The organism is Paenibacillus chartarius (assembly GCF_042432825.1).
Taxonomy (GTDB): Bacteria; Bacillota; Bacilli; order Paenibacillales; family NBRC-103111; genus Gordoniibacillus; species Gordoniibacillus chartarius.
In genome coordinates this window covers 158391-170351 of the sequence record NZ_JBHLWN010000027.1, presented here as the reverse complement: position 1 = coordinate 170351, position 11961 = coordinate 158391, and the positions used below count along the sequence as shown (strand labels likewise).

Annotated in this window: 14 protein-coding genes; 10 read left to right on the top strand and 4 right to left on the bottom strand. The window is 51.8% G+C overall.

The genetic code is table 11. The annotated features are described in order from the left end of the window. The 6 genes from ACFFK0_RS07445 to ACFFK0_RS07420 all read left to right on the top strand — a co-directional run bounded on the left by ACFFK0_RS07445 (window position 1) and on the right by ACFFK0_RS07420 (window position 3478). Entirely contained in the window at window positions 1–906 is a 906-nt protein-coding gene (locus ACFFK0_RS07445) for a hypothetical protein (protein ID WP_377469431.1), read from the top strand. Window positions 907–936: 30 nt separating this feature from the next. Further along, complete coding sequence (locus ACFFK0_RS07440; RefSeq protein ID WP_377469430.1) at window positions 937–1086, top strand: hypothetical protein; 150 nt, start codon at window positions 937–939, stop codon at window positions 1084–1086. A 19-nt stretch (window positions 1087–1105) separates the two neighbouring features. Further along, a complete protein-coding gene (locus tag ACFFK0_RS07435) occupies window positions 1106–1252 on the top strand; it encodes a hypothetical protein (protein WP_377469429.1) in 147 nt (48 codons plus the stop codon). Then, window positions 1249–1674 carry a hypothetical protein gene (locus ACFFK0_RS07430; protein WP_377469428.1) on the top strand — a complete coding sequence of 142 codons (426 nt, stop codon included), beginning with the start codon at window positions 1249–1251 and terminating at the stop codon, window positions 1672–1674. Before ACFFK0_RS07435 ends, ACFFK0_RS07430 begins: the two co-directional genes overlap by 4 nt. A gap of 19 nt (window positions 1675–1693) precedes the next feature. Next, complete coding sequence (locus tag ACFFK0_RS07425; protein WP_377469427.1) at window positions 1694–2176, top strand: hypothetical protein; 483 nt, start codon at window positions 1694–1696, stop codon at window positions 2174–2176. 102 nt (window positions 2177–2278) lie between these two features. Further along, window positions 2279–3478 carry a M24 family metallopeptidase gene (locus ACFFK0_RS07420; RefSeq protein ID WP_377469426.1) on the top strand — a complete coding sequence of 400 codons (1200 nt, stop codon included), beginning with the start codon at window positions 2279–2281 and terminating at the stop codon, window positions 3476–3478. Here the strand turns inward: ACFFK0_RS07420 and clpP are convergent. The 4 genes from clpP to ACFFK0_RS07400 form a co-directional block, all read right to left on the bottom strand. Beyond that, complete coding sequence (gene clpP, locus ACFFK0_RS07415; RefSeq protein WP_377469425.1) at window positions 3462–4046, bottom strand: ATP-dependent Clp endopeptidase proteolytic subunit ClpP; 585 nt, start codon at window positions 4044–4046, stop codon at window positions 3462–3464. The genes ACFFK0_RS07420 and clpP overlap by 17 nt on opposite strands. Window positions 4047–4073: 27 nt before the next feature. Further along, window positions 4074–4322, bottom strand: a complete 249-nt coding sequence (locus ACFFK0_RS07410) for a hypothetical protein (protein ID WP_377469424.1) — start codon at window positions 4320–4322, stop codon at window positions 4074–4076. A gap of 16 nt (window positions 4323–4338) precedes the next feature. Beyond that, a complete protein-coding gene (locus tag ACFFK0_RS07405; protein WP_377469423.1) occupies window positions 4339–4935 on the bottom strand; it encodes an ArsR/SmtB family transcription factor in 597 nt (198 codons plus the stop codon). Between the two features lie 231 nt (window positions 4936–5166). Continuing rightward, window positions 5167–7257, bottom strand: a complete 2091-nt coding sequence (locus tag ACFFK0_RS07400; protein ID WP_377469421.1) for a CocE/NonD family hydrolase — start codon at window positions 7255–7257, stop codon at window positions 5167–5169. Between the two features lie 499 nt (window positions 7258–7756). Here ACFFK0_RS07400 and ACFFK0_RS07395 point away from each other — a divergent pair, with 499 nt between their 5' ends. The 4 genes from ACFFK0_RS07395 to ACFFK0_RS07380 are packed head-to-tail and all read left to right on the top strand — an operon-like array spanning window position 7757 to window position 11937. Further along, window positions 7757–8533 (top strand): IclR family transcriptional regulator, encoded by a 777-nt coding sequence (locus tag ACFFK0_RS07395; RefSeq protein WP_377469419.1) that lies wholly within the window; start codon window positions 7757–7759, stop codon window positions 8531–8533. A 46-nt stretch (window positions 8534–8579) separates the two neighbouring features. After that, window positions 8580–9266, top strand: coding sequence for an isochorismatase family protein (locus tag ACFFK0_RS07390; RefSeq protein WP_377469418.1), 687 nt, complete (start codon window positions 8580–8582; stop codon window positions 9264–9266). Between the two features lie 10 nt (window positions 9267–9276). Beyond that, complete coding sequence (locus ACFFK0_RS07385) at window positions 9277–10656, top strand: dihydroorotase (RefSeq protein WP_377469416.1); 1380 nt, start codon at window positions 9277–9279, stop codon at window positions 10654–10656. 36 nt (window positions 10657–10692) lie between these two features. Then, the gene (locus ACFFK0_RS07380) at window positions 10693–11937 is read left to right on the top strand and encodes an ABC transporter substrate-binding protein (RefSeq protein ID WP_377469414.1); all 1245 of its coding nucleotides are present in this window, start codon (window positions 10693–10695) and stop codon (window positions 11935–11937) included. Window positions 11938–11961: the final 24 nt, after the last annotated feature.

Below are 11961 nucleotides of genomic sequence, written 5' to 3'. Positions count from 1 at the left end.
TTGGCGATTTCGTACACGTGGTGGAACGTCATCATTCACGGCAGCTGGAGCTTGATCGGCATTACAGGGTATGTTGCCATCTACTGGCTGCTGCGAGGAGCCGCCGAGCGTCCGGTACGCTGGAAGCCTTGGAACCGTGCGAGCGCTAACGCTTTGGCCGGGCGATTGCTGGAAGTCGGCTCGAGGCTGCTGCTCGTTTCGAAGAGCGATGGGAAGCTTACGGCAAAGCAGCTGCTGCTGCACGGAGCGGGCATTCAGACGGAGGCCGTTGTTTACGAGACTGTTCGAAGGGGCCTGTTGATCTGTAGCATTGCAGTTGTCGGGCTTGGGGCTGCCGGGCTGCAGAACCCGTCACTGCTGCCTGTCGAAGCGATGTACGTTGCCTTATCCGGCGCGATATGCACAGTGCTGCTAGCTGCTGACGGGAAGCTGCTTGAGCAGTGGAAAGTTCAGCGAAGCCATCGGATCGTCAAGGAGATCTATATCGTAAGCAGTCAGCTGTTGTATTTCACCGGCTCGAAAATGAATCTGCACCTCAAGCTGATGCGATGCGTCGGTCCGACTCGCATGATTCGGCCTGCTATGCAGAGGCTGCTTGCGGAATGGTATCAGGAACCGGGACAAGCGATAGCCGATTTCGGACGCCGGCTCGGGACGGATGAAGCGAGAAGCTTCGCCGAGACACTGCAGGCGCTGCGCCTTCATGAGCATGACAGCTATTATTCGCTGCTCCGCGAACGAGTTCAGGACTATAAGGAAAAGCTGGAGCTAGCCAAGGAAGGGCGCAAGGAGACGGTATCGTACGTACTGTTCGTTATCGCAGGGCTGCCGATTTTGAATACGTTTCGCGTGTTTATGTACCCTTGGATTATGGAAGGCCAGAAGCTGTTTCAGAGCTTAAATTAAACAATTATTTGATGAGGAGATGTGATAGAAATGAGAAATATTTTGATTACCGTAATGATGATGATCGTTATGGCGCTGCTATTCACTTCAATTATTAATAACGGCGGAACCGGTATGCGGGCCAATATTCAGACACATGGAACGACGGCGAATACGAATATTACGAACTTGCAGCCATAGGGAAGGAGCTTGGCCCCGGATGAAATCGATCCTGATTACGACGATGCTCGTTATGGTGGTACTGGCGATTTACTCAGCAGTTGTCGCCGGACCGACAGGAACGAAGATGCTCATTACGAACGGTGGAGGACGAATTAACGATACGATTGAGCGCATGGACCCATGAAGCAGATTCTCGTATTTGTGCTATTCGCTGCGCTTCTTTGCTGGTTTATGTTCGCGCCGATGTATAAGCATGTCGTGCTGGTTCGTCAGGCGGTGCTGCAGCAGGAGGTCGATTATATGCTTGAGGTAGGGGCTAGCGGGAGGCGAGGTTTTATCGATGACACGGCTATCGGCGAGTCGCGCCTGCGGCTGGCTGAGCGAGGCTTGAATCCCGGTCTGGTTCAATACACCGTTACGACGACAAGCGGAGTGAATGGAATGAACTCGAGCTCCCCGGTGTTGAGGGGCACCGGGATCAAGCTGACGATCCGGTATCCTTATGAGAGATTGTTTTTCATTGACCGATTAATTGGAATTACGGTACCTTCCGAAACCGATACGATGAGCGCGACGGGCATGAAGATGAGCGAGTACGTGCCGTGACGAAGGTGAGTGGTGCCGGATGTACAAGCTGCTTCTATTTTTCCTGATGTCGGTCGTCCTGTTTATGATGTATGCGCTGCAGACGGATGAAGAACTAGCGATGTTTACTTTGTTTCAGGGCAAGCGTGGACTCAACCATGCGGTTCATGCTGCGGCGCAGCAAAGTGACGCTGCGAAGCTGGCCAGAGGAATCCACTCCATCGATGAGGCTGCGGCCAGAAGCGTAGCTCTTGAATATTTGCAGCAAAATTTGCAGTTGGACAGTAATATGACGCCTCTCCCGGGAACGTTCCTCCGTTCGCAAGTCGAATTGGTCGATTGGACCGTTATTAATGAAAATGAAACGTTTCCTTTTACGTATATGAATACGGCGTACGGGTATACCGTCACTTTGCAGCGGCCTGGGGTCGTGGCCATCGTCCGGCTTTCTTTCCCTCGCACCTATAATGTACTAGGTCCGATTACTTGGACGATTAAATCTTCCGCAGAGATGGTTTACTAATATCGAGCCCCCTTTGCAAAATTCTCATCGTCATTGTACTGTTAGGCTAAAGTACATCACGGGCTGCTGATGGCTCGTGTATGATGAGTGAGGGAGCCGCGTATGCATTCGTATTCCAGAGAAACTTTCGTTCGGCGCTGGGAGCGGCTGCAGCAAAAGCTGCAGAGCAAAGGAATCGGAGGCTTCCTTGCCACCCAGAATGTCGATATCTATTACTTAACCGGCTCTATGCAGACGGGATTTGTGTTTGTGCCGGCCGACGGAGAGCCTCTTTATTTCGTTCGACGCAGCGTTGTTCGGGCTAAGGAGGAGTCAGCCGCCGAGGTAATACCGCTAGGCTCGCTGCGCACCTTGGCCTCTCAGCTGGTCGATCGTTATCCCGGAGTATTTGCCGCGAGTTCCATATTGGTTGCGACGGAGTTTGACGTGTTGCCGGTTCAACAGTATTTACGGCTGCAGAGTGCGATGCCGAATGTTAGCTGGGTGGACGGTTCGCTGTTGATCCGCGAGATACGGATGATCAAATCGGCGGAGGAGATCGCTTGGATCCGGGAAGCCGCCCGGGTTATTGATGTGGCTTTGCAGGAGGCGCTGTCGTCGCTTCGCGAAGGCATGGAAGAAGTGGAGCTGATGGCGGTCATCGAGCAAACGATACGACGGCACGGCCACCTAGGGCTTATGCGGATGCGCGGCTATAACCAAGAGCTACTGACCGGGATGGTCGGAGCGGGAGCGGCGGCCGCAATGCCGACTTATTTTGACGGACCGGCCGGCGGCCAAGGGCTCAGCGCCGCTGCCCCGCAGAGCTCGGGACGTCGGGCCATTCGCCGTAACGAACCAATCTTAATTGACATCGGCTGCTGCATCGAGGGCTATGTCATTGACCAAACTCGAACCGCGGTGCTGGGCGACCTTGAAGAAGAATTGGCGCGAGCTTACGAGCTGTCGGAGGAAGTGCTTCGCCTTACGGAAAAGTCGCTCCGTCCCGGTTCGGTCTGCGAATCGTTGTATCTGGATGCGTTGCGGTTCGTGGAGGCTGCCGGGCTGAGCGGCCATTTCATGGGCTTCGGCGCCGATCAAGTGAAGTTTCTCGGACACGGCATCGGGCTCGAGATCGACGAGCTGCCCGTTCTGGCGAAAGGCTTCACGTACGAGCTCGAGCCCGGAATGGTTGTTGCCGTTGAGCCGAAGTTCACATTCCCCGGCCGCGGCGTCGTTGGTATTGAAAACAGCTATTTCATTACCGAACAAGGCTTCGAGACGCTGACTCGTTCCCGCGAAGGCCTTATTCGCCTGCCTTGATCACTTTGTCGATGAGGCCGTATGCCCGGGCCTCGTCGGCAGTCATATAGTTGTCCCGATCGGAATCTTTCTCCACTTTCTCATAAGGCTGCCCCGTCGTTTTTGCAATAATATCGTACAGCTGCTTCTGCGTTCGCAGTATCCAATCCGCCCGGATTTTTATATCCGACGCTTGACCTTGCGCGCCGCCCCACGGCTGATGAATCATAACCTCGGAGTTCGGCAGCGCGTAGCGCTTGCCCGGTGCCCCGGAGGTAAGAATGACCGCGCCCATCGAGGCCGCCATCCCAACGCAGATCGTAGATACGTCAGGCTTGATAAAGTTCATCGTATCAACAATGGCAAGTCCCGCTACGGTCGAACCGCCCGGCGAATTGATGTATAACGAGATGTCCTTATCCGGGTCGTCCGCCGCGAGGAATAGCAGCTGGGCTACGATCGCATTGGCCGAGTGATCGTTGACCTCGGTACCTAAGAAAATGATCCGATCCTTCAGCAGCCGGGAATAGATATCGTACGAACGCTCGCCGCGTCCGGACTGCTCTACAACCATAGGAATGTAACTCATCTGCTTAACCTCCTTGAATTCATCGTGTTATGCAGCCATACATCGGGATGTTTCTTTCCGCGCCAGGCCAGGTATTTGCAGTCTGCCGAACCCGGACGACACTTTCACGATGCGAACGCTATGCTCCCCGTTGAGCTCAGAACCGGGAAGCAGCGGCTGCGAGGTCCGTTCCCAAACATGCTCCGTTTCGCCGACGCTTCGCTCTTGCTCCGTGCGCTCCTGACGGTAACGCTCCAGTTCTACTACCTTTTGGTCATCTTGCTTTGTCTCGCTCATTCTCAAATCATCCTCCTTATTCTGGCGTCGGGTAAACCGCTACAACCATTTGATACGGTACCTTCGACTCGCCGCGATCTGCTGCTGCGGAGTCTGTGTACTTCTGAACCAGCGCTTGCACTGCGGCAACGTACTCCGCCAAAAACCGCTCGCGTTCTCGTTCATCGCCCAAAGGAACCATCAACTGTAGCGTTGCGCTGGGCACCGGCTGGGCTGCATCCGAGCGCTCCATAAGGAGCAAAGCATCCTGCCTGACGCGATCCGCCGTTTGGATCAGATGGGCCAACGCCCCTTGATCCTGCAGCTTGCGCGCGGTTTCCGGCTTCATGCCCAGTGACTCCGACAGAACGAACGTCTTGGCGATCGCCCGATACAGCACCTCCACCAAATTGCGCACCTGCCGTGTGCCGGCGCGGCGCACGAGTCCGACTTTTTCTAATGTTTTGAGATGGTAATTTACGCGCTGCGGCGTTTCCCCGATCATTCGCGCCACTTCCGCAGCGGAAGCCGGTTCCACGAGCCGCGACAAAATTTCGCCGCGAAGCGGATTCAGCATCGCCAGCGCTTGCTCCGGGGCTTCGATGCGATACGATTCTTCAATCTCCGGGATCACGAGAGCACCTGCTTTCTTACCGACGATACAATTGTATGTTACGTAAAAACATTTTATTACGTGTGGGTGCTGTTGTCAAATTGGTGAACCAACACAACGAGAGGAGAGCCGAATACAAGGGGGGATATTTATTGCCACGTTAAAGATAAAAAAAACCTATCCGCCCCCGTGGAGCAGGCGAACAGGCCTTCCATGTATTGTTATTGCCTCATATTGCCGTTTTGTGTGGACTCACTGGAGAGAGGGCAATAATTTTTTCTCAACGAAATCCATAGGCACATAAGTTTTGTTGTCAATGATCTGAGCCGGTTCAACTATTGGTATTGCGGCTCCATTGAATAATACTTCTGTTGAACCGATCGTAATCACTGCTTGTTGTTCCCCCTTGGTCAATTTCACCTGTGCCGTATTCTCCGCCCAGGTTACTCGATAACCCGCCGCTTCGGCAGCTTTCCGAATAGCGATCAAGTTGTTCCCAAGCTGTGATAGCTTAGTATCCAGAACAGGATCAGTCGGTGCCGTGCCAACATTCGAAGTTAACGGGAGAACGACATGCGACGGATATTCCGCCGTATGATAAACAACATTATGAGCTACTTGAAAATCCTCTTCATCATCTACGCCGAAAGCGTTACCTGTGTTTGGATTTCGATCGTATTTCGGGAAGTTGCTCCCGGTTATGGCCACACGGATCCGATGCCCTGCTTGGAACATGTGGCTCATATTTCCCATGTCGATATCGAGTCGGTAAACCTGACCTTTCTCCATAAACACTTCTTTGTTCTGTCCTTCGCGATATCTGGCGCGCTGTACGCGATCCATGATGAGTGTGGAGGTTCCATCCGGCGCTACATCCGTTATTTTAATTACAAAGTCAGTATCTTTAACGTCGGACGAAACGTACAATTCGGCTTTTACCGGTCCGGTCATCTCCATGTTGTCTTTTAACGGTTCCGTCGTGTACGTTAAGGCTCCCGATTCGTTGGAACGTTCATCCGAAGGTCCGGCGATAGAAGTGAAATTTTGACCGCCAATCGTCATCGTCGGTTTCGCCGGATCATACGAGAATTCATCCGTCCCCTCCGCAGTCAGCATCGTGTGCAGGGTCCCGTCATGTAAAGATTGAGCGCTGCCGCTGATGCCACCGTCCAGATAGAAAGCGGAATCTGTCGCAGCTGCCGGCCAGGTTTTTGATGTCGTCCATCCGTTCTTACCCATGACATAGTAACGGACAGGATCTTCCGCCATAATACCGGTATCGATCCCTTTCATCCAATAATCGAACCAGCGCTTCATTTCACTGCCGAAAATATCTACCTGATCGTCAGGGAATAATGGGCTGTCGCCGATCGTGCCATGCGTCCAAGGCCCCATCAGCAGCTTTTGGTTGCCTTTTGCTTGAGGTCCTCCATTATTTTGTACGCCTAAGAAGTTAGTAATCGGACCGTCCGCATAGATGTCATACCAGCCTCCAAAATAATAAGCAGGTACATTGATGTCGGCATATTGCTTTTCAATGTTGGCGAAATCCCATGCCCCATCGTCCAAGGGGTGCTCGATAATCTTATTGTAATAAGGGAGTAAATCCAGGTGGGGAAACTTTGCTAAAGGTAAAAAGGTTTGATATTTCGCGAATTCTTTCGATACTTTCACGACTTCATCATAAGTTTCCTTGGCGATTTCCCCATTATCCAGCATCTTTTTGGCATTACTGACGTTGACGGAAGCGATCCACACTTGAAATTCATAGCGAAACGCTCCGTTCTGAAACAGACTTTGTTCAAAATAATTGGAAGGGGCAACCCCTACATACATGGCGGTTAAGCCCGGCGGCTGGAGGGGGGCCAACAGCATCTGAGTGAAGCCCATCGCTGAATGTCCGAAGGTCCCTACTTTCCCGCTGCTCCAAGGCTGCTTTCCGGCCCACACGACCGTATCGTAGCCATCCTGCGCATCGTTTTCATATACCAAATACTCGCCTTCCGAGCCGTTTACGCCTCTTACATCCTGCACGACCACTACGTATCCGTCCCGTGCAAACTGTTGACCTTGTGCGCTGTACTGGCCTTTTCCCTGCTCCTGAAGGAAAGCTCCGCTCCCGTAAGGCGTTCTGCTTAACAGGACGGGGTACTTCCCTTCGTCATTCGGACGATATACCCTGGCGGAAAGGCGGATGCCGTCACTCATCGTAACGGAGACATCCTCAATGACGATTTCCGATTTCTGTTCGGCTTCGGCAGCATATGATGGAGCGGCACACAACAAAATCATAATTGACACAAACCAGCTGAGCATAAACCTATTCCATGGTTTCCTGTACATTCCAGCCACTCCCTCTCTCTGATCTTCTGCAATAAGACTGTCTAGTACATTAAGAACTATTGAGAAACTGCGGGCCGCTACCCTCCTTTTTCACCCCTCATCATTCCATAATGCGGAATTCGTTCCGCAATAGCGGTAAAATTCCACCTTATGGAATGGTTTTTCAAGAGATTTTCGAAATGATAGCAAAGGTAACACCAACCGTCAATCAAAAAGTTGTTTTTATCCCCGATGGCTAGATATCGAATGTTTAAAAGGGGATGGATATTAAAAAGTGCGATAACTTGTGTTATATAATCTAACATTAACCATGAGAAACTGCATACTTTCAGTTGACAGGGGGAGGGTGCGGTGCTAGAATGGGAAAAATTCAAGCGGAAATCGTTCCGCGATATGGAATGAAACATTACATTGAAGGTGTGGGGGTTGTAAATGCCTCACCAAAATGTGGAATTCGTTCCGTATCGTAGAATGGTTTGCCATAAAGGAGGTGTTGTTCTTGAAGCAGAAAGATAGCGATCTCGTCCAATCCGTGGAGAGGGCTCTGGATATATTAAGTTGCTTTACGGTTGAAAAGCAGGAGCAGTCCATCGCTGATTTAGCCAACGAAATCCATTTGCCGAAGAGCACGATTTCCCGGCTTCTCAACACGTTAAAAAGTAAAAATTATATCGAGCAGGATATGCACACGCAGAAATACCGGCTGGGCTTCAGGCTCTTTGATCTGGGCAATGTGTATTCCACAGGAATGGATTTGCGCCGGCTGGCTTATCCGCTGATGAAGTCGTTGAATCAAACTACTTCTGAGACGGTGAATCTGAATATCGTAGATCGCGGGGAACGGGTCTGTATCGAGAAGATCGAGAGCCCCCATCATATCCGGAACTTTATTAAGGTAGGCGAACGCAATTCCTTGTGCTTTGGGGCGGCGGGCAAGACGCTTCTTGCATTCTTGCCGAAAGTAGAAGCGGAATACCTGATAGGCCGGGAAAATTTCGATGTAGAGAAGAAAACGGAATTAATGAAGGAATTGGAGAAGATTCGTTTACACGGATACTGCATCAGCTCCGGTAATCGGATTGAAGGGGCGCTGGCGATTTCAGCTCCCATCTTCGACTCAACCGGGCAGTTGGTTGCCGGTGTGTCCTTATCGGGGCCGATAGAACGACTCAGCTCCAAGACGGACATTCTAACCCGGGAGCTTTGCGAAACGGCAAAGAAGATCTCCTTGAGATTGGGTTATAATCACCGGCGCTTCAAGGATTACTATACATAAGTATGCATTCAAGAGGTTCTAACAAGTGGAAGGAGCGGAGAGCAGTATGCATATTTGGGAGCAGGCTTTAAGTCCGGTCGACAGGCTGGTCATTGAAAAAGGCGGCTACGGACAGCGCCGGGGTTTCGGCAAGAAGCCGGCGTTAGTCATTATCGATATCCAATATAACTACGTCGGAGATAACGTTCCTATCGAGGAGCAGCTGGACCGCTGGCCAAGCGGAGGCGGAGAGAAGGCATATGCGGCTATCAAACAAGTCGGGAAGCTGAAACATGCTGCCGACGAAAACGGTATACCGGTCATTTTTACCCGCAATGTCCAAAAGAAATCGATCAAGTTCGATTCCTTCGCGACGAAGGCGAAACGGGACAATTCCAAGTATATTGACGGCCGGCCTGAAACACAGATCGTCAAGGAGCTGGAGCCGGGAGAGAATGACTTGGTCGTGGATAAGAGCTATGCGAGCATTTTCTTCGGAACTCCGTTCATCAGTTACCTGATCAAGATGGGTGTGGACACACTGATTTTTGTTGGAGGTTCGACAAGCGGCTGCGTTCGTGCCAGTGCGGTGGATGCCGTTACCCACAATTACAATGTCGGTGTGGTGGCGGATGCGGTATATGACCGTATTGAGCTGTCCCATCAGGCCGGTTTGCTTGACCTTTGGATGAAATATTGCGACGTTCCGGATACGGATGAAGTAATCGATTACTTCAATACTTTACAACGTTAGGGGTGGCGGTATGGTGCTGGATCTGTTGATAAAGAACGGTGACGTGGTTTTTCCGGGAAACGGGGTTAGGAAGGCGAATATCGGAATACGTGACGGAAAGATCGCGGGAATCTACAGTCCGGAGCAGCTGCCGGAGGCGGCAAAGGTTTTAGATGCGGAGGGACTGCATATATTACCCGGCGTTATCGACGCCCATCAGCACTTAGGGATATACAATTCGGTCGAGGATGATTTTCGGGGCACCAAGGAGCACGCGGTCGGCGGTATTACGACACTAGTCAACTATGACCGGGCTCCCGAAAGCTATCATTCGTTATTCCCGAAATGGAAAGAAGCCGGAGAGAGCAACAGCTATATCGACTTTGCCTACAGCCTGGGAATCTTGACCGAGCAGCATATTGAGGAGCTGGAGGAATATGTTGACAGGCTCGGCGTAACTTCCTTCAAGTTTTTCCGCAATTACGAGCGCCAGTTAAACGACAAATTCAAGATCGGCAACGGAATCCATCTTTCTTCGTACGACCTGATGCGTCTGCTGACTAAGTTCAGGGAAATATCTCCGAAGCTGCTGCTTGCGATTCATTGCGAGAACATGGATATAAACCGCGCTTTGACGAGCAAGCTGAAAAAGGAGGATGTGGAAGACAGCCTCCGCACATGGTCGAAGACCAGCCCGGGGTATGCCGAAGCGGAATCGCTGCTCAGCACGGTGTATTTAAATCATATCGCGGGCGGCAACGTGTTCTTGGTACATCTTAGCTCCGGGGCCAGCGTGGATGTGTTGGAAAATATCCAATGGCTGACAAGCAAAGGCGTCAAGGTGGAGACCTGTCCCCATTATTTAACGTTGACGGAAGAGGAACCGACATTGCATGCCAAGGTGGGGCCTCCCGTACACACGCAATGGGATCAGGACCGATTGTGGGAAGGGATTGCCGGCGGTTGGATCAACGCTATCGGAACGGATCATGTGCCGAATTCCAAGCATGTCAAGTACAAATCCGGGCCGGGCGTTTGGGATGCCCAATACGGATTTGCAGGCGCAGGCGCGCTTCTTCCGCTCATGCTCACCGAAGGTTACCTGAAGCGCGGCATTCCGCTTGAGCGGATTGCCGACATCACCTCCAGGCAGGTTGCCGATTCGTTTAACTTACCCGGCAAAGGGCGGATCGAGGTTCATGCGGATGCGGACTTGGCTATTGTCGATTTGCAGGAATGGAAGACGATCACTCCGGAGCTTCTGCATTCGGACAGCGATTATTCCGTTTATGAAGGCAAACGAGCCGCAGGCTGGCCTGTATACACACTCAGTCGAGGAGAAATCATTGTCGATCACGGGGTACCCGTGGCCTCCAACGGTCGCGGTAAATATATTCACCGTACTCTATAAATAAAGAGCCCGATAGGGGCAAAGGAGAGAAACCGTATGAAAGTTAAAAAGTTTACCGTGATCGCAACAGTAGTTACCCTTGCAGCAGCGCTAGCCGGCTGCGGCAGCAATCCCGGTTCGGGTGCTTCCCCTGCTGCGGGCGCTGATTCCACCGGAGCTAAAGTGGCGGAAGTAAAAATCGGCTCCATTCACCCTATTAGCGGGTCTTCCGCGGTGGAAGGGCAGCAAATGCAGGATGCCATACAAATGGCTGTAGACGAAGTGAATGCGGGCGGCGGCATTAAGTCTCTAGGCGGTGCCAAGGTAACTTTGGTTACAGGCGACAACGAGATGAAGGCGGAGAAAGGTGTTTCCGAAGTTCAACGGATGGTCCGCGAAGGCGTGGTCGGTATTCTGGGGACTTATTCCAGCGGCGTCACATTAACGGCTACGCAGGAAGCGGAGAAGCAAAAGGTGCCTTTCGTCGTCACAATCAGCTCAGTGGACAGCATTACGGAGCGCGGCTTCAAGTACACGTTCCGTCTGCAGCCTCCGGCATCTATGATGGCGCAAGATTTTATCTCCCAGTTTAAGGATCTGAACGCAAAGGCGGGAGGAAACTTAAAGACGGCGGTAATTTCCCACGAGGATTCCATCTTCGGATCCAGTATCGCCGATTATATTCAGAAGCACGCAAGCGAAGCCGGGCTGGAGATTTTGGCCAAAATGCCTCACCCCTCCTCTGCGGCCGACTTGACTGCCGATGTGAACAAGATGAAATCTTTGAATCCGGACGTGGTCATTCCCATCACTTATTTGGGGGACGGCAAGCTGCTGTTCCAATCGATGAAGAACGCCGGCTTCGCTCCTAAGGTCACGATCGGTGTAGCCAATGGCGCGATTAGCAATTCCAAGTTTATTACAGAGGATACCGGGTTGAACCAATATTTGCTAGACGTGAACTATTCCATTAATCCAAAGAGCGAGAAGGCAAAGACCGTTACCGCTGCCTATGCCGCCAAATACAACAAGGGCATGGGACCAAACGCCGCATACTCCTACGAAGCGACCAAGGTGCTGATCGACGCCATTGAACGCGCGGGCTCCACGGACAAGACGAAAATTCGCGATGCTTTGTCTACAACCGATTATAAAGATCATATCCTGCCGCAAGACAGTATCGTGTTCGATGAGAAAGGCCAGAACAAAAACGCCAGATCCGTTATGAACCAAATCGTCGACGGCAAGTCCGTAGTCGTATTCCCAGCCGAGTATAAGCAAGTGGAAGTAACGTTGAAGTAGCGGATGAAGCGGCGGGTGGAAGCG